The organism is Nitrososphaera sp., from assembly GCA_039938515.1.
Lineage (GTDB): Archaea > Thermoproteota > Nitrososphaeria > Nitrososphaerales > Nitrososphaeraceae > Nitrososphaera.
Map to the genome: position 1 here is coordinate 1 of JBDUUL010000022.1, position 16862 is coordinate 16862.

At 50.6% G+C, this 16862-nt stretch carries 22 protein-coding genes and 1 tRNA gene; 8 read left to right on the forward strand and 15 right to left on the reverse strand.

Annotation, left to right across the window (positions count from 1 at the left end; genetic code table 11):
- Nucleotides 1-219 precede the first annotated feature (219 nt).
- From ABI361_12410 to ABI361_12420, 3 genes are all read left to right on the forward strand, one after another.
- A complete protein-coding gene (locus ABI361_12410; GenBank protein ID MEO9321462.1) occupies nucleotides 220-432 on the forward strand; it encodes a KTSC domain-containing protein in 213 nt (70 codons plus the stop codon).
- Nucleotides 433-553: 121 nt separating this feature from the next.
- Nucleotides 554-1141: a hypothetical protein gene (locus tag ABI361_12415; protein ID MEO9321463.1), complete on the forward strand. Its 588-nt coding sequence runs from the start codon at nucleotides 554-556 to the stop codon at nucleotides 1139-1141.
- Nucleotides 1142-1164: 23 nt separating this feature from the next.
- The gene (locus ABI361_12420) at nucleotides 1165-2190 is read left to right on the forward strand and encodes an isocitrate/isopropylmalate dehydrogenase family protein (GenBank protein ID MEO9321464.1); all 1026 of its coding nucleotides are present in this window, start codon (nucleotides 1165-1167) and stop codon (nucleotides 2188-2190) included.
- A gap of 9 nt (nucleotides 2191-2199) precedes the next feature.
- Here the strand turns inward: ABI361_12420 and ABI361_12425 are convergent, their stop codons facing one another.
- From ABI361_12425 to radA, 6 genes are all read right to left on the reverse strand, one after another.
- Nucleotides 2200-2781 (reverse strand): HemK2/MTQ2 family protein methyltransferase, encoded by a 582-nt coding sequence (locus ABI361_12425; protein MEO9321465.1) that lies wholly within the window; start codon nucleotides 2779-2781, stop codon nucleotides 2200-2202.
- On the reverse strand, nucleotides 2778-3542 hold the full coding sequence (locus ABI361_12430) for an rRNA adenine dimethyltransferase family protein (GenBank protein ID MEO9321466.1): 765 nt from the start codon (nucleotides 3540-3542) through the stop codon (nucleotides 2778-2780). The genes ABI361_12425 and ABI361_12430 overlap by 4 nt, the downstream gene beginning before the upstream one ends.
- 70 nt (nucleotides 3543-3612) lie before the next feature.
- The gene (locus ABI361_12435; protein ID MEO9321467.1) at nucleotides 3613-4197 is read right to left on the reverse strand and encodes a DUF655 domain-containing protein; all 585 of its coding nucleotides are present in this window, start codon (nucleotides 4195-4197) and stop codon (nucleotides 3613-3615) included.
- Between the two features lie 69 nt (nucleotides 4198-4266).
- On the reverse strand, nucleotides 4267-4599 hold the full coding sequence (locus tag ABI361_12440) for an RNA polymerase Rpb4 (GenBank protein MEO9321468.1): 333 nt from the start codon (nucleotides 4597-4599) through the stop codon (nucleotides 4267-4269).
- Nucleotides 4596-4901: a 50S ribosomal protein L21 gene (locus ABI361_12445; protein ID MEO9321469.1), complete on the reverse strand. Its 306-nt coding sequence runs from the start codon at nucleotides 4899-4901 to the stop codon at nucleotides 4596-4598. Before ABI361_12445 ends, ABI361_12440 begins: the two co-directional genes overlap by 4 nt.
- A gap of 44 nt (nucleotides 4902-4945) precedes the next feature.
- A complete protein-coding gene (radA, locus tag ABI361_12450; protein ID MEO9321470.1) occupies nucleotides 4946-5944 on the reverse strand; it encodes a DNA repair and recombination protein RadA in 999 nt (332 codons plus the stop codon).
- 152 nt (nucleotides 5945-6096) lie between these two features.
- Here radA and ABI361_12455 point away from each other — a divergent pair, with 152 nt between their 5' ends.
- On the forward strand, nucleotides 6097-6609 hold the full coding sequence (locus tag ABI361_12455) for a methane monooxygenase/ammonia monooxygenase subunit B (GenBank protein ID MEO9321471.1): 513 nt from the start codon (nucleotides 6097-6099) through the stop codon (nucleotides 6607-6609).
- 90 nt (nucleotides 6610-6699) lie between these two features.
- On the opposite strand, the gene cobJ is transcribed toward ABI361_12455, so the two are convergent.
- From cobJ to ABI361_12480, 5 genes are all read right to left on the reverse strand, one after another.
- Nucleotides 6700-7491: a precorrin-3B C(17)-methyltransferase gene (gene cobJ / locus ABI361_12460; protein ID MEO9321472.1), complete on the reverse strand. Its 792-nt coding sequence runs from the start codon at nucleotides 7489-7491 to the stop codon at nucleotides 6700-6702.
- A 96-nt stretch (nucleotides 7492-7587) separates the two neighbouring features.
- Complete coding sequence (locus ABI361_12465; GenBank protein MEO9321473.1) at nucleotides 7588-9003, reverse strand: aspartate kinase; 1416 nt, start codon at nucleotides 9001-9003, stop codon at nucleotides 7588-7590.
- Between the two features lie 18 nt (nucleotides 9004-9021).
- On the reverse strand, nucleotides 9022-9771 hold the full coding sequence (pcn, locus tag ABI361_12470) for a proliferating cell nuclear antigen (pcna) (GenBank protein ID MEO9321474.1): 750 nt from the start codon (nucleotides 9769-9771) through the stop codon (nucleotides 9022-9024).
- Between the two features lie 115 nt (nucleotides 9772-9886).
- Nucleotides 9887-10228, reverse strand: a complete 342-nt coding sequence (locus ABI361_12475) for a transcription factor S (GenBank protein MEO9321475.1) — start codon at nucleotides 10226-10228, stop codon at nucleotides 9887-9889.
- A gap of 22 nt (nucleotides 10229-10250) precedes the next feature.
- The gene (locus tag ABI361_12480) at nucleotides 10251-10532 is read right to left on the reverse strand and encodes an RpoL/Rpb11 RNA polymerase subunit family protein (GenBank protein MEO9321476.1); all 282 of its coding nucleotides are present in this window, start codon (nucleotides 10530-10532) and stop codon (nucleotides 10251-10253) included.
- Between the two features lie 54 nt (nucleotides 10533-10586).
- Between ABI361_12480 and ABI361_12485 the strand changes: the two genes are divergently transcribed.
- The 3 genes from ABI361_12485 to ABI361_12495 all read left to right on the forward strand — a co-directional run bounded on the left by ABI361_12485 (nucleotide 10587) and on the right by ABI361_12495 (nucleotide 12375).
- Entirely contained in the window at nucleotides 10587-11111 is a 525-nt protein-coding gene (locus tag ABI361_12485) for a hypothetical protein (protein ID MEO9321477.1), read from the forward strand.
- Between the two features lie 94 nt (nucleotides 11112-11205).
- Nucleotides 11206-12264 carry an AmmeMemoRadiSam system radical SAM enzyme gene (gene amrS / locus ABI361_12490; protein MEO9321478.1) on the forward strand — a complete coding sequence of 353 codons (1059 nt, stop codon included), beginning with the start codon at nucleotides 11206-11208 and terminating at the stop codon, nucleotides 12262-12264.
- Nucleotides 12265-12301: 37 nt separating this feature from the next.
- Nucleotides 12302-12375: transfer RNA gene (locus tag ABI361_12495), tRNA-Pro, on the forward strand.
- Nucleotides 12376-12478: 103 nt separating this feature from the next.
- Here the strand turns inward: ABI361_12495 and ABI361_12500 are convergent.
- The 4 genes from ABI361_12500 to ABI361_12515 form a co-directional block, all read right to left on the reverse strand.
- Complete coding sequence (locus ABI361_12500) at nucleotides 12479-13129, reverse strand: ammonia monooxygenase (GenBank protein ID MEO9321479.1); 651 nt, start codon at nucleotides 13127-13129, stop codon at nucleotides 12479-12481.
- 164 nt (nucleotides 13130-13293) lie between these two features.
- Nucleotides 13294-13602 (reverse strand): hypothetical protein, encoded by a 309-nt coding sequence (locus tag ABI361_12505; GenBank protein ID MEO9321480.1) that lies wholly within the window; start codon nucleotides 13600-13602, stop codon nucleotides 13294-13296.
- Between the two features lie 78 nt (nucleotides 13603-13680).
- Nucleotides 13681-14850, reverse strand: a complete 1170-nt coding sequence (locus ABI361_12510; protein MEO9321481.1) for a hypothetical protein — start codon at nucleotides 14848-14850, stop codon at nucleotides 13681-13683.
- On the reverse strand, nucleotides 14840-15997 hold the full coding sequence (locus ABI361_12515) for a hypothetical protein (GenBank protein ID MEO9321482.1): 1158 nt from the start codon (nucleotides 15995-15997) through the stop codon (nucleotides 14840-14842). The genes ABI361_12510 and ABI361_12515 overlap by 11 nt, the downstream gene beginning before the upstream one ends.
- Nucleotides 15998-16369: 372 nt before the next feature.
- On the opposite strand from ABI361_12515, the gene ABI361_12520 reads away from it, so the two are divergent.
- A complete protein-coding gene (locus ABI361_12520) occupies nucleotides 16370-16624 on the forward strand; it encodes a hypothetical protein (GenBank protein ID MEO9321483.1) in 255 nt (84 codons plus the stop codon).
- Nucleotides 16625-16862 lie beyond the last annotated feature (238 nt).

Here is a 16862-nt window from a genome sequence, read left to right on the forward strand (position 1 = left end):
CACCCGAATTTCCTGTGCTCTCTTCGATCATTATAGCTGGATTCTCTCTGGCGATAATCGTTGGGCTCCGAAGATGGCTTGGATCAGGTCAGAGATGGCGCCCGCAGAAGTGAAGTCGATGATTTTAACAATCGAATCAGCTCTTTAACAGACGGGTTTTATTTAACAAAGCCAGTCGCTCCGAAAGACTAAAAAAGTACGGCTTGTTCCTTCGCTCAGTTGATTCACAAGCAGGTGAGTTCCACAACATTGAGGTCTGTGGGCTATGACAACGAGTCAAAGACTCTTGAAATTCTTCTCCGAAACGGCGGGATATACGCACACTTTGATGTTCCAGAGTCCGTATACTCGGCGCTACTTGCAGCCGTGTCTAAATCAAAGTATTACAATGACTTTGTGAAACGGAACTATGCATACGTGAGAAAAGCCTGAAGGCGTACTCCACTTTTCTGAAATGGGTGCAATCCGACCGACCTGCCGCTGGGAGCTACCCCCTATCTCTAAAGCATTATTAACGGCCTAGAATTCTATTGCAAATCGGATAAGATTTTCCTTGCCGAAGCGAAAAATTAAGGAGGAAAAGCCCCGGAGGCGCTTTGGCAAAAAGGAGATGCTTATCGCTCCAATCGCGATTGGAGCTGGGATGCTCGTTACATTCATTGTAATTCCGACCTTTTTTCCTCCGCCGCGCCCAACCGAAGTCTGTCTGAAGGCGCTCAACCGCGAGACTTTTCAGCTCTTTCCGCGGATCGAAATCCTTGTTGACGGCCATCAGAAATGGCTGCCAGACGATGTTGGCCGACTTCCAAAGCACGGCCAGGACTGCGTAAGGCCAATACGGACTGATCAGGTAGGCGACGTTGTTCACATCGAATACGTCCGTGCAGTCAGGCTGAACTTGGCTGATTTTATGAAGGTCTATACCAACGGAACCAATCTTATCACGGTAGTTGACAATTCTACAAAGCCTGCGCAGACGCAGGTACTCAACCTGACGAACTACGATGTAAAGTACTCTTACTATTCGGATCAGGGCAAATGGGTCTATGTGGACAAGCCTGCAGACACTCCACCCTTCCCGACCGACAACAAGCTGGTTGAACGGATTGAATTAACGAGCAAGCCGAGTACGAATAAATAGCTTCCAGAAGGGCTGCCGGTGGTTTGGCAAAGAAATCTGCCGCGGTAATAAGAGGCGACGGTACCGGCCCTGAGCTTGTCGATGCAATGGTCAAGGTCTTGAAGGCCTGCAGCAGCAAGGTCGAGCTCATCCCTTGCGACGCCGGCTCCGAGTGGTGGGAAAAGAAAGGAGGTAATTCTTACATTTCTCCGGAGGTATGGAAGCTGCTTGAAGACTGCGATGCATGCTTCAAGGGTCCGACGACTACCGTTCCTGTTCCAAACGCCCCGAGGAGCGTCGCCGTAAGCATACGACAAAAGTTCGAGCTGTATGCCAACATTAGGCCTATCAAGACTTACAAGAACGCGGAGAGAAAGCTGGACTTTGTCTGCGTTCGTGAAGCAACCGAAGGACTGTACGCCGGGATCGAGTTCAAGACAAGCGATGATTCTGCCATAGCGATTAGAAAGACAACTCGCAAGGGCTGTGAGAGGGTCTGCATGAAGGGATTTCAGGTGGCAAAGGACAGGGGTTTTGACAAGGTTTTTGCAATAACAAAAAGAAACATTCTGAAGGAAACCGACGGAATTTTCTGGGCAGCTGCAGAGAAGGCGCAGAAGCAATTCAAAACCATCCAGCTGGAGGAGTACTATATCGACAACATGACGCAGCAGCTTGTCAAGAACCCCGAAAGGTTTAACGAAAGCGTCCTTTTGAGCACCAACCTGTTCATGGACATCGTTTCTGAATGCGCGTCAGGGCACGTCGGCTCCATCGGCAACGTGTACTCCGGCAATTACGGCGATGATTATGCGATGTTTGAACCCGCTCATGGCAGCGCACCCAAGTATGCGGGCCAGAACAAGGTAAACCCGGTTGCCACTATTCTTTCTGGCGCATGGATGGTGGAATATCTGGGCGAAAAACCCATCAGCGATGCAATCTTCAAGGCAACTGAAGACGTAATCAACGAAAACAAATACGTCACATACGACCTAGGGGGAACGGCAACTCTTTCCCAGATGGCCGACCAGATAGCTTCGCGGGCTTCAAAGGCACTAAGGAAATAAAGATGGCCATCAGGGCGGAGCCGGCTTTCGCCCTGGCCTGATTTCCAGGACCGCAATTTCTTCGAAAAACAGCTTTTTTTCGACCACGATTTTGCTGCTCAAATCCAGCCCATGCAGTTCGCTGGCGAGCGCGGAAAGGTCGGCATGCGATGATACTACGATCAGGATTGCCCCATCCTGTTTTAGCAGCGGGAGGGCACTCTTGATAAAGTGAAGTGTCAACTCTATACCCTTCAATCCTCCCTCGACGGCAATGTCAGGCCGCGCACTGCGTGCAACCGGACTTGTTTCGAGATTTTTGTCGCGATTAATTTGCGACGGAAGATAGGGCGGGTTAGATACTATAAGGTCAAATTCACCGCGAAACGCACTGGCCGCGTCGCAACAGGCCAGGTGTGCATCGAGCCCGCGCTGCTTGCAGAACCTCAGCGATTCGACATCAATGTCGGAACCGGCAACCAGAGAAAATTGTTTCAGGAGGGCTTCCGTGATTATGCAAGATCCGACGCCAATCTCAAGCGCCCTATTTCCCTTATACTTCTTTACGCATTCAAGCAAAAGCTGGCTGTCTTCCGCAGGGGCGTAAATCACTTTAAACCACAAACCCTGCCTGCAAGCTCGATTATCTCCTGCGGGCCCACCTGATACACCCTTGTAGCCGGACTGTCCAGACTGCCTGCCTGGACTCCAAATCTCCTTAAAACCGCCGAGACCTGCTTGTTTCTGAACGAGAATAACCGGTTTATCGCAGATACCATTTCGTCCGAAAGCACTCCGTGCCGAATTAGCCTCAGAACTACCGAGCGAACCTTCGGCTCCGGCTTGAATGCAGCCCTGGGGACACCAAACAATCTTTCCAGCGAAAAGCAGTATCTCGCAATGACAGACACTGACCGGTAGGAGCCACTGCCCGGTTCTGCGAACAGCTTTTCTGCAAACTCGTCCTGCAGCATTACTATGGCGCGAGTGCAATCTCTTGCCTGCGCAAGCCATTCAATCGCATCGCGGCTTCTGGAATAGGGCAGGTTTGAAACGAACACGTCAAATGCCGGAGGAGGCGTCCTGAATGCGTCCTGATTTATCAGATTTAGGTTTGAATACTTTGGCCAAATTGCTTGAGAGGTTTCCCGAAATCTGGTCGGGTCAACCTCGAAGGAGATGACGCTGCGCGCAACCTTGCACAGCTCTTCTGTCAACACCCCGCTTCCGGCCCCGACTTCACACACGGTTTCGGCCCCGGAAATTCCTGACGCGCTGATTATGCGTGATAGCACGTTCTTGTCAATCAGCCGGTGCTGGCCCAGTCTGTGGGTCTTTGAGCGGCCAGGCCACTGCGACGCTTCGTTTTTCATTTACAGTCAGAGTGCGTCTTTGTGGCGACCGACCGGAGCGGATTTAAAAATCATCTTTGCAGGGATCCTGTCATTTTCTGACAAACAGATTCATGCGGGCCTGGCCCATTATTTCCTCGATAATTCGCTTTGAAATGAGCTTGGCGGGATCTCGAAGGCCAACCCTGTGCTGGATATCCATAAAGTTTTCAAACTTCTTCTTCTCCCGCTCCTTGACTATGCTCATCATGTAAGTCTTCCCAATTCCAGGAATTAGCTCAAGCGCATGAATTCGCGGGGTAATCGGCTGTGATGCATTGATATAGTCAACAAATCGCTTTTCATTGGCAATTACGATCTTTTCTACGATGTTTGGCAGCTCATTTTTTGCCGACTGCGAAATCTGATCGTATTCAAGCCGCCCAAGGACGCTCTGGACTTTTTCTCGGCCTTCGCGTCCGATGTAAAGACGATCTCCTATGTCGAACGAAACGTTGGGAGCCCCAAGCAACTCTAGCAGCGTGAGCCTCTCCTCTCCTATAGCGTGAATGATCACCCCTTCCCTTCCTCTGACTGTGGTTGATTTTCCCCGCGGAATAAAGTCGAGAACGTAGGCGTGCTCTTCGTATCTCCTTGGTTGACCGGTATGATCCGTCGAAAGGTCTTCACGCGCCAAGTGTCCACTAGAAAGGTCTTGCGGCGGAGCTGAAGACAAATTCCGAAAGTAGTAATGGCGGTGGAGTATTTAACTTTGGGTATCGGACTTTAAGATCTTGAGCATTTTTTCAAGGTTCTCGGTAAGTATGAGCTTCTTCCAGCCGAAAGTGAACGCGCGAAGCTCTTCAAGAGACGTGGGCATTACGTTTACTATCTCCACTGCCTCCTCCTGAGTAAGATCGCATTCGCCGACCAGTCTTCGCACCATTTCCTTGGCTGCCGACGCGTCTACCCTGGCGAATTTGGAGACATAGTCCGAAGTCCACCGCTGAATTTGGTCCATGTCGTCTGGCTTGACAGAATCGAGAATCGCCTTTACCTCAGGCAGAGTTATGATTTCTTTCTTGACGGTATCAGTCACTGTGCTTGCTTTGCCTCTGTCTGCAGGAGTGGCTTGACATGGTTTGGTCGCGTCTGGAGGATCTTTTTCTTGTCTCCAAAGATTACTGAAACGCGCAGGGTTCTCCTTCCAACCTCTTCGACCATTCCCACCCTGCCGTGAAAGCGCCTGTGGGGCATAGTCCTGTGCTCCCTGGGGTCAACGTCAACGACGACTTTTTCTCCAACTTTATAATCATGAAGAAGGTAAGAAATTCCCTTTACAACGTTATCCTTTGTAAGAATGGAACGAGCCTTTCTCCTGGTACCATGTGAACGTGGCATGCTATAATCGCTCCAGTAAAGTCGCCATACTCCTTAATTTAATACTAACTATCCCTGGAGACGTCGGCCACTCCTTGGTCGCTCAAGCAGAACAGTATCTCTCTCTCGGCGTGGTAAGGGCTGTCAACCATGCGTGCAATTCTGTTCTTTCCGGATTTTTTCAGATAGATCCTGTATGTGCTTGTGTGTGCAACAACGTTTCCCCCCGTAGGCCGAATCGGATCGCCAAAAACCGCATCGGGTGAAGACTGGATCTGATTTGTCACAACGACTGCTACCGAATACGTCTCTGCAAGCCTTACCAAAATGTGCATAAACTTGTTAAGCCTTTGCTGGCGATCGGAGAGCGTGGCCCTGCCCAGAAATTCCGAACGATAGTGGGCCACCGCAGAATCAACAACGACGAGCCTGATACCCTCGTCTTCGACAAGCGGGCCTGTTTCGTCAATAATAAGCTCTTGGTGCGCGCTGTTGTATGCTTTGGCTACTATGATGTTCTCGAGGGTTTTTGCCGGGTCGAAGCCTCGGCTCTGCGCGATGGTGACGATTCGCTCGGGCCTGAACGTGTTCTCGGTGTCGATATACAATGCCTTTGCTGACAGTCCTCCCAAGTTGCGAGGCTGCTGGACCATCACACAGAGGGTATGGCAAAGTTGGGTCTTGCCTGTTCCGAATTCCCCGTATACCTCGGTTACCGCTTTCGTCTCGACGCCCCCGCCTAAAAGATCGTCAAAACTATGCGAGCCGGTGGTAACCCTGTCGTTCTGTATTCTTTTTTCGTAAAGGCTGGTTGCGGTGACAAAGCTCTTATCGATAATCCCAAGCTCCTCCAACTTGACTCGCGCCTTGTTGCAAATCCCTATCGAGTCCTCGAGCTCCATGCCCGTGGCGTCGGCCACATCAACCGGCCCTCTGACGATAAGGTCTTTGATGGAGCGAAAACCGGCTTCCTGTAGCCTTTTTTCCGTGGCAGGGCCGATCCCCTCAACCGTGCCAAGCCGAAACTCCGGCTTGCCGGAGCCTCTCTCGCCCTTTTCCTGCAACCGTTATGAGGTCGCTCTGCCATTAATTATATATTCAGCACCCGCAAAAGCCCCCCGAACAGAAAATTTTATATCTATGTTCATAGCGGTATCGAAGATAGAGGAATATGATGGAAAGCAAGACGTTGGTCGTAACGGCTCTTGCGACGGTCATGGTACTGTCTCTGGTCCTTGTTGCCCTCCCGAGCGCTAACGCGCACGGTGTGCAGGCGCAGCTGCAGAGCAGATTCGTAAGAATCGATGACGAGTCGTTCTCTGACACCACACTGCACACAGGCGATACAATGACAGTCTCAGGCACCCTTCACAGTCTTGTGAACAGGCCCCTAAGAGGCTGGCTATCCTTGTTCAGCGACTCTACAAACGCAGGCGTAAGATGGGAGTTCCTCCAGAGAGATCCGCCAGGTAACATATTCGACATTCCCCCTGGTTCAGACATAAAGTACTCGATTACTGTAAGGGCTCTTGAGCCAGGCTCATACCATGTGCACACTCAGTTGAACATCGAGCACATCGGTCCAGGTCTCGGTCCAGGACAATCAGTATCGGTTACTGGCACCCCAATCCTCAAGCCCATCCCGTATTCGAACGTCGTGTACCAATGCATCATCATTGGCGCAGGGTTAGGGATAACGTTCGCTACAAGACCGTGGCAAGTAATCTAGAAGATTACTCCCCCTTTTTCATTTTCAAGTCTGATTCTTCAAGTCAAACTGATTTGCCTGCGACAAATGCCGTCAGAGGGTCTGTCGGGTCTAATTCTTTGTAAGTTCGTATTTGTTTGCGTATCCGCGCGGGTTTATCATCATCCCATTGTAGTCAAACGTCGATGAGTTGCCGACTATCACCGTAGTTATCATGCCCAAAAGGTCGGTGTGCTCTAGCATCTTTTCCAGAGTTGTAACCACTATAGACTGGCTTTCCCTGAAGGCGCCTTTGACGATTGCGACGGGGGTCTGGGGAGACCTGAACTTTAGAAAAATGTCTCTCGTGTCTTTGAGCTGATGCACCCTCTTCTTGCTGGCCGGGTTATAGATTACCGTCACATAATCTCCAAGCGCCGCCGCCTCGACGCGCTTTACTATAATTTCCCACGGTACCAGAAGGTCGCTCATGCTAACAACGGCAAAGTCCGTCATCAAGGGCGAGCCCACGAGAGCGGCACACGAGTTCAGCGACGAGACGCCGGGCACGCACTCTACATAGATGCCCTCGTTACGCTTCCAGCCCTTTTCAGCCAAAATTTCGTAAATGAGGCCGACCATTCCGTAAATTCCCGGGTCGCCGGAGGAAACAAGAGATACTATCCTGCCTGCTTCAGCAAAATCGATAGCCTGATTTGCCCTATCGACCTCCTGGGTCATGGCGTAGCGGTACACTTCCTTGCCAGCAATCATGTCCTCGACTAGTCCGACGTAGGTGTCATAGCCCACGATTACCTCGCTTTCCTGTATCACCTGCTGCGCGCGAAACGTCATATGGTCGTGGTTCCCAGGGCCTACTCCCACAACGTACAGCTTGCCCCTCTTACCAGTCGAGCTACTCAAGTTCAAGCCTCACCTCAATCCGGCACCATAAACAAGGATTTATTTCAACCTCTGTACTCTTGTGCCGCAGAGAACCCCGCCACTGGCATCTCAAGTTCACTTTGATGCCGATTGCTTTGCCAGAGCGAATTCCTCATGCAACGCGTTGACTGCTCCCTCGCAGTCCCTGTCATTGACTACGAACGCAAGGTTCAGCTCCGACGAGCCCTGGGCAATCATGATGACGTTGACATCTCGCTTTGCAACTGCGCCAAATACCCTGGCCGCAATCCCCTTGATCCCTCGCATTCCAGAACCGACGACGGCGACCACCGCGACATCGTCGTTGACATTGATTTCCTTTATGACCTTTCCAAGCAGGCTAAGCTCCAAGGTGTTTATGGCCCTGTCCAAGTCGAGCTTCTTGACGACCATCGAAATACTGGACTCAGAGGGGCTCTGCGAAATCATCATGATGTTGATTTTATTTTTCGCGAGAGTGTCAAAGATCTTGGCTGCGGTCCCTGGAGCGCCGACCATTCCTCCACCGCTTACATCTATCAGCGCAGTATGCCTGATGGCGCTTACCGATTTGACTATCTTTTGCGACTCCCTGCTTGGATTTTGAGTAATGAGCGTGCCCTTGTGCTTGACGTTAAAAGTATTCCTGACCCTGATGGGGATCTTTGTCTCAACGACCGGCTCGAAGGCCCGGGGGTGGATGTACTTTGCGCCGTAAAGGGCCATTTCCATCGCCTCGATAAACGACACTTCCTTTAGGACCACTGCGTCCTTCACTATCTTGGGATCCGCAGTCATTAGGCCGTCGACATCACTCCAGAGCCAGACCTCGTCCGCATTGACTCCAGAAGCGATAATGGTCGCCGAGTAATCAGAGCCTCCTCGGCCAAGAGTGGTGACGTTGCCGTTTTGATCTGCACCTATAAAGCCAGTGACGACGGGAATAATGCCCTCCTTGAGGAGAGGTTCGAGCTTGTGGCCTACCCTCAGCCTTGTCGTGTCGATAAGCGGCCTTGCCTCGCCGAAATTAGAATCCGTGACAATCCCGGCTTCCTTGCCGGTCAGCGGCTGGGATTTCATACCCGCGTCCTGAAGGCCAAACGACACCAGTGGCGCAGAGAACCTCTCTCCGAAGGAGAGGAGGTAATCGAGCGTCTTTGGGGTCACCTCGCCAAGCAGCACAATGCCGTCGAGAATTTCCTCGAGCTCCCGCGCGGTGTCAAGAACCGCCTTGGAGGCGCTCTGGCGCAGGACGGGATCGGAAATCGTTTTTTCCGCAATTTCCAGATGGATCGACTTTGCCCGCTTGACAAATCCGTCGATTGACGCCTTGTCGCCTTTCTTCACACTGTCGGAAATCGAAAGCAGTCCGTCAGTAAGGCCCCGGACGGCGGAAACCACACATATTGTCTCGTCGCCCTTTTTTTGATGAGAGGAAACGATCCCAGCGAGATGCTTTATTTTATCCGGCCCATCAACCGCCGTTCCACCGAATTTCATCACGATTCGCATGGCCTATCTACCCGCGAATCAGTCCTGCACCCGTGGGGCAAGATAAAAGTGGATCTTGCCGACGTTGGCAAGCCTAAATTCCAATCTAAGGGGCATTTTGCTCGAGTATTCCGCCGAAACCGAGCCTCCCATCGAGGTTACTGCCTTGGTGATTTTTGACAGGTAGTCCAGACTGTAGGTAGCCTTGCTGTCCTCCTTGACGTCCAGGTCTTCGAGCCCTTCGTTCCCTGCCTCAAGTGAAATGTTGGCCTCGCCTGAATCGCCTTTGCCGGAGAAACTGATTGTGCCATGTTTGGAGTCAATCGAAACGTACTCCGAGACTACCTGCACATCGGAGAGAATCCTGTCAAAGGCGGTAGCCGTCAGAACGGTCTTTGAGTTAAAACTCAGCTTTGGAAGAGGCGTCGAACTTGCAGAACTTTCAATGAGCCTTGTCTTGTACTCGCGCTTGTAGCCGTTTGACATTTTCACATGCAGCATGCTGTCGTCGCCTACGCTAATCTCCAGAGAGTCCTTTTTCTCGGCACGCTTGACGAGTTTGGAGAATTCATCGACCCTGACGCCAAATTTCACTTCCTTATCGCACTCGTACGCGTCGAAGGCGTTGTTTGGCCAGTAGATGTCAATTAGTGCTATATGGGAAGGGTCCATTCCGCGGAACGATATCCCGTCCGGTCGGGCCTCAAACGTTGCCTCGTCAACCAAGGTCGAAATAGCGGATACAACAGCTTTCCATTCTTCGGGGGACTTTGTACGGGCCAAAAACACCAAATTGCTAACTAGAGGCACACGCATAGGATTTTAAATATATCTTTTATCGGGAGGGCCGGATAATTTCAGTGCGCCGGCATCTGAAAGTGCGAGTTTCAGGAAGAGAATACTGCTACGCGTAATTGCGCCAAGTGTGGCTGCACTTTGTGCAACGGTAAAACTGCGTAGTAGGCTCGTCCGCAGACCTGGTCTGCAGCATCCACCAGTATGCCATTCCGTTCTTGCATGACGGGCATTCAATATTGGTCGTCGGCATTGCCTCGACCCCCCCGTCCTTTTCATCCATCACCTTCAGCGAAACCTCTGCTGAAGAGATACGCTGTGCCAGATCGGACTTGGCTGAAGAGTCCTCGTCGTCTTTTTTTGACTTGAAGCCGCACTTGGGGCAAACGACAGAGCCGTCAGACTTGGGTTTCATGCGAGGATGACTTTCGCATTGAGGGCAAAATTTCAAAGCAAGTGCTCTCCCTAGCGAGTTACTTGTTTTTCAGAGCAGCTCTTATGCTACTGGCGAGCTCTTTCGAGTACTCGGAGGCGGAAGAGGATGCATCCTGAATAACTTCCATCGGATCCTTCCGCTTTGTAGTGATTCTCATTTGGTAGTCCTTGATTAGAGGATGTTTCAAAAACACACCAGCAAAGTCAATGCTCTTTTCCTTCAAGAGTTCGTGCTGAATAATGTACAAAACCGAAATATCCTCGTCTCGCAATCTCAGCTGAATTTCGTTATCGCGAAAGTCGCTAACCTCGGCTAACATTTGCAGCACACAGACAACTACTTATTGAGGATATAAATGATACCTCGCGGGCAATTGTCTTCGTCCTCTGCCAGTTTCCTTTCCCAAGTAACGCTAGAAAAATCCCAGGACAGCGTAAAAAAGGATCAGCCTCTGACGCTGAGCCTCGGCTTCAAGGTCGAAGGCGCAATCCGCGAAGCGTTCACTCAGAAGAACTGGGAGCGCGCTTACAATAAACACGATAACGCATTTCGAATGACCATCGAGGTCAATCTGAAGGCGGGAAGAAAGACCATAATGCCGCTAAAGTTCGTTCGCAAGGCTGCGTTTTTCTGGACAAGAAACCCAAAGATCCCGCACCGCATCTGGGTCTCAATCGTCAAGGATGACTCTCCTCATTACCCACTGTCGGTCGAAGAAGCACAGGGATTGCTGTTTGACGTGCAGCGCGTAATCGAGCTGGAAGGAAACGCTATGGAATCCGGCCAGCACCAGATTGTTGCAGATGTCCGGGTCTCCTGGGGAAAACATGAGTTCACCCAGTCGCAAGAGATATCCGGAAGATCAAACGAGATACAGCTCACCCGCCTCGCTGCCTAACACCTGCCTTCGCGCGATCCCGAAGGCATATAGCGTTATTACGCAAACCTATTGTAGCAACTTGCCAGAGAAACGTGCAGTTGAGACCATAGAAATGGGCAGGGAAGCCGAGCTGTGCACACACCTTCAAAACGGGCGAGTCCGATGCACAGCCTGCGCAAGGTTGTGCGAAATCCCTGAGGGGAAGGTCGGTCTTTGTGGCATCCGTGGTGTTGTAAATAACAAGCTCAGGCTATTTGCCTACGGCAGGGTAATCGCGGGTCACCTTGACCCAATTGAAAAGAAGCCGGTAAGCCATTACATGCCGGCGACGCAGATTTACTCTATTGCGACAAGTGGCTGCAACTGGCTCTGCCAGTATTGCCAGAACTATGACATCTCGCAGCGAAGACGGGTCGAGGGTGCTGAAATGTCTCCAGAGGAGGTCGCGTCAAAAGCCGCTCAACTGGGCGCGGCTGGCATTGCTTATACCTACAACGAGCCTTCAATATTCATGGAATTTGCACGGGACTGCGGCATCGAAGCACACAAGCGGGGCATTTTCAACATCTTTGTGTCCAACGGTTATGATACGCCAGAGTCGGTCGGAGTAATGAAGCAATTTCTCGACTGCATCACCGTTGACTTCAAGGGTAGCGGCAACCAGAATTTCGTCAGGCGCTACATCGGCATCCCAAGTGCCGACCCGGTTTTTGAGACGCTTCAACAGCTGAAATCAAAGACCAGCATTCACATCGAGGTTACGGACCTTGTCGTCCCCCAAGTCGGTGAGGACATGGATTCGGCAAGAAAGCTTTGCAAATTTGTTTACGACAAGCTTGGGCCTGATACTCCGGTTCACTTCTTGCGATTTCATCCTGACTACAAAATGCTCGACTTTGGAAGCACCTCGGTGCAGTCGCTTGAGAAACACCACCAGGTTGCAAAGCAAGAAGGGCTTAATTACGCCTATCTGGGGAACGTGCCCGGACACCCTCTTGAGAACACATACTGCCCGGGGTGCAACTCAGTCGCAGTAAAGAGGTACGGCTTTAGCATCGAAAGTTGGAATCTTGATGCGCACAACAGGTGCAAGAGCTGCGGCCATCAAATCGCCATTGTGGGCAGGCCAAAGAAAGTCTTTGGGTCAAACAGGCTCCAGTTTATCCATTAAGGTTAAAATTGCAGCCTAACCGACCTGTGCTCTAACCGGGGTCGTTGTCTAGCATGGTATGATGCCAGCCTTGGGCGCTGGAGGCCGCTGGTTCGAATCCGGCCGACCCCACTGTTTGTAAGCTTCTATCGCAGCGAGCCCTGAAGGTCTTAGGATGAAAACTTTAAGCTGAAAATGTTTAGTTTGAAGAGAATAAAAGAAAGAGAAGAGGGGGTTAATCCCACTTGCTCCACGCGGCCATCCAACGGTATGTCCACGTGTTGAGCTTTGCACCTAACGCAGCTATCGGCACTGTAAGCACTGCTCCTGCACCCGCCCCTAGGGCAACAGGACTATTGTAGAACTTTCCTACCTGAGGCTCGATTGGAGTCATGTAGGCAGGAAGTGTGGGCCTAGGATATTTGAAGGCGATTTCCAGAGGGTCCCTTACCAACAGCAAGTTCACCATATTGAACAGCGGGAAGGACATTCCGACTAGAGTTCCGCCTATAATAATGGCTGCATGTTTGTTTCGCCGCGTTGCCCAGTACGTCAAGTCTAACAGCATTGCCGATGGAATCCAGACTGGCACGACTACGAAGTCGTACGGGTATCCAAGTGCGAACCATGCACCCTTGGCCACCCAAGTGTAGATGGTCATAATGGTTGCATAGTACGTTGCAGTTCCCGGCACTCCGGTAAAGAGCATGTAGTAGATCGCTCCTACCGCGAGCATCGTAGACTGACCGATCGAGAATACCACGAACGAGGTCCATTCCCAGTCAGTGTAGAAGATGTAATCTCCTGCATTGATGGTCAGCAATGTGCTGTTGACGGCAACAACGACAATGAAAAGATAGTGCGTTGTACGTCTAAGCCAGACCATTATTCACCTAGACAATAGGGTGGTATATAAAATTTTATACAGACGGCCAGCATTGGCTTGAATTCAGCAAATGTCCGAAATCCTTTTCAGAAAAAGGATCAGCCTTAGCAGATCAATGTCGATTAAAAGAACCTGGACAATAATAAAAAGAGGAAAAGTAGAGCCTAAGCTCTTACTGGTTTCTCGCCGGCGACTTTCATAATCCAGAAGAAACCGAGTGCCTCAATTACGGTCAGGACGGACAGTGCGTACATTCCACTAGGCAGTGGATACGCCCACGGGTACACCGTAATTCCAACGTAGATTCCGCCAGCAGTTGCCGCCCAGCATAGAGCAAAACCCAAGATGTAAACGCCCTTCATGTTCTCGACCCTTCGGCCGATCATGCGTTCAATGTCATCTCGGCTTTCGCTGCCACCGCCGCCACCGCTGGGCCTTCGACCACCGCTTCCGTATCCCTTTGGTAAAGTCATTTGCTATAGAATCAAAAGATGCCTTTTTAAATTTTGCTATCGGTGCGGAGGCAAAAGTCGAACCGGGCTGGGAATGGGCTAGGCTGCGCCCCTTCCCCTACCCGGAAGGCCTTGCAGACCGGTAAACCTGCCAAGAACCACTACGATTGTCACAACGAGTGCAAGAACAAAGACAACATTCAGAGGGAACTCTGGCACGACGACCATGTCAAAGTCTGCTTTCTCAATTATGATGCCTGTATCTAGATTTGCCACCGAGTTGATGGTCACTCTGACTTTTGCCGGACCAGAGTTTGAGAATGTTAAGGTGTTTTTACCGACACCGGACTGATCCGTGATTTGATTTTTTAGCTCTTGTGTGATATTGCCGTTGCCATCTATGGCGGCCAAGTTATAGCTTACCTGCTGGAGCGGTGTCCCTCTGCTGTCAGCAAAGGTGACCGAGTATGTGATGTTCTTTCCCGCTTCAATTGTCTGTGGTTCCCAGTTTATGGTAATTTTGTAATTCCCGCTTGGCGTATCCGCTGTCAGGGGTGGCGTCGGTGGTTGGAGGGCTTGATTGGGCGGCTGCGGCGGGCCTGTTCCGGTTCCAAGCAGGTTAAACTTGAATTGGGTTTCAGGAACTCCGCCGTTCGTTGTATCTGCGAACAAGGTCGCTTGAATCGGGTAAGGAAAGTTCTGATTGATGAAGAAGGTGCTGTCGCTTTGACCCTTGTGACTCAGAAATTCCGTAGTATCATAACTTGTACCATTTACAGTCAAGGTCCTGGTTCCGGCGCGGTTGAGCGGACTAACGCCGATTCCTCCTAATCCTCCCCACGTGATAGCTGAGAGAGATTTCGGCTGCGATTGGGGGCTGTTGCCCTGAATCCAGGGAAGCGAGAGGGTGTATGCATTCACGTATGGCTGCATTTCAGAGGGGACCGCGGTCTGGTTACCGTTTAGAGGCGCAAGATTTGAGCCCAAAAGCAGCGTCCCTTTCAGAACCCTTCCCTGATCAACCACAAAAGCAGGGGCGTGCCAGTAACCGTTACTGTCCTGATTCTGAAAGTAGATTGTCATTTGGAATGGCCGCCCATTGTTTGTTTCAAATTGTTGGATTTGGTATGTGACGTACATGTTTGGATTGGCTCCCTGTCCTACGTACCACGTGTCAGCAGCGAAGGCCTGCGAGCTGAGGAGGATCGGGCTTGCTCCAAAACCGAGCAGTACTGTGAGAGCTAGTAGGATGCGAGTCCTAGAAACCATTTCGGGGCCTCAGGGAGCCGGCCAGTCCGGTCCTGCTTACCACCACGACGAGTGCCACGACTGTTCCAAGGACCAGAACTACGTTGAGGGGAAACTCGGGTACTACGAGTATACCGAATTTCGCCGACTCGACGAATTCTCCTGTGGGAACGCCTGCAACTCCGTTAATGACCACTTTGACGGAGGCGGCGCCTGACTGATTAAACGTCACTTGCTGGGTTGCAGTGCCGTCAGGCTTTGAATTTTGGTCGAGCCTCTGGACAATGTTGTTCCCCTTGTCGTCCTGCACATAGAATGCATAATTTACCTGTCCGAGAGCATTACCGGCAATGTCAGTAAATTGAATTGAAAATATAGTAGGGCCTCCGGACTGAATGTCTGCGGGATTCCAGTCAAGCACAACTTTGTAATTACCCGCATCAGTCGTAAGTTGCAATGGGGGTTTTGGCGCTTCAAGGACGGACTTTGGCGGAGTCGGTTTGCCTGTTCCCATGTCAAGTAGCTCGTATGCAAATTGAATGGGTGGCTGTCCTGAGCTGACATCCGCGTAGGCCGTTGCTTTGACCGGGAAAGGAAGATCCTTGTTGACCCAGATAATACTATCATGCTGGCCTCTGTGGTTGACTAGTTTGGTTGTTTGAAAGGTTCCTGCCTGAACGGTCACCGTCTCAGAACCGGCAGGATCAAGGGTTCCACACCCGATACATGCTATCTTGCCCCAGCTTATCGCGGATAGCGACTGCGGGTTGCTTTGAGGGGAAAAGGCGCTAAGCCACTGAAGCGATCTCTGATACGCGCCGAGATACACGTTCATATCTGCTGGGATGCTGTCACTGTTGCCCTTCAAAACAGCAAGATTAGAGCCCAACCTTAAAGTTGCATTTACCACTTTGCCTTGGTCTATGATGTAGGTAGGCGCAGTCCATATGCCATTATTCAGGCTTTGGAAATAGATGACGATCTCAAATGGCCTATCCTGATTGGTGTCGTATTCTTGCACGGTGTACTTCACATAAGTGTCAGGCTTGGCACCTTGGCCAACATACCAAGTGTCTGCGGCTGATGCGGTCCTGCTAAGAAGTGTAGAGGATGCTAACACCCCAAGCAGCAATGACATAACTGCAAAGGCAAGAACTCTGGAAGCCATTACAAAGGTACACCACCGGGGCGCATATAATAGTTATTTTTTCAAATCTGGCATCGACTGGATAAACAATTAAGTAATCCTGACGCAAATTTGGAGTGGATGTGCAACTGTGCCAAGGTTACTTTTTATGAAATTGAGTTCAAGCTGGTTGGCATGAAGGCGGTGCCAACCCACAAGAACTGCGGTGGTTATCTGAACGATGATCAATTTGGACAGTTTGAAAAAGAGCTCAACAAGTACTGGGGATTTGAAGAAAAAGCCTTCTAATTTGCTTGCCACTCGCAGTGCAGTTTAAATTCAATCAGCTTCCTAGCAGGCAGGCTACGTCAACTTTATAAATACCGGTACTAATTGCGATTTAGGTGGTTTTGGATGACCAAAATGCTAAGTGTAAATATTGATACGTCGGGCGTAGACCAGAGCGAGGCAAAGGACTGGGTTAACGAACTCGCAAACGTGTATGCGGACATGCAGATCTCTGATGTGAACGTTTCCGGAAGCAAGATATCGTTCAAGGCAGGCTTTTCGGGAATGGAAGACACCGAACCCGATGACGTAAAGATGAAGATCGAAGAATATCTTACAATGAACGAGGCCTTCCAAGCGAAAAATATCAACGTCCGCTAGGCCGCTCCAGTTTTTTATTCAAGCTTTTTTTATTCTTTGCAAGAATCGCTTATTACAAATCATGTTTGATTGTTACTAGACCTAAAATAGATTGTTCGTCGTTTGGCTTCGAATGACTTGTAAAGGTATATGTATACGCCACAAGGCCCAAAAGCCGGTTGGCTCAGGCAGGTATGCTAGTGGTCAAAAGCGCTGCCAGATATGCGAGATATTCATAAAGTGGGATGGCCTATGGTGC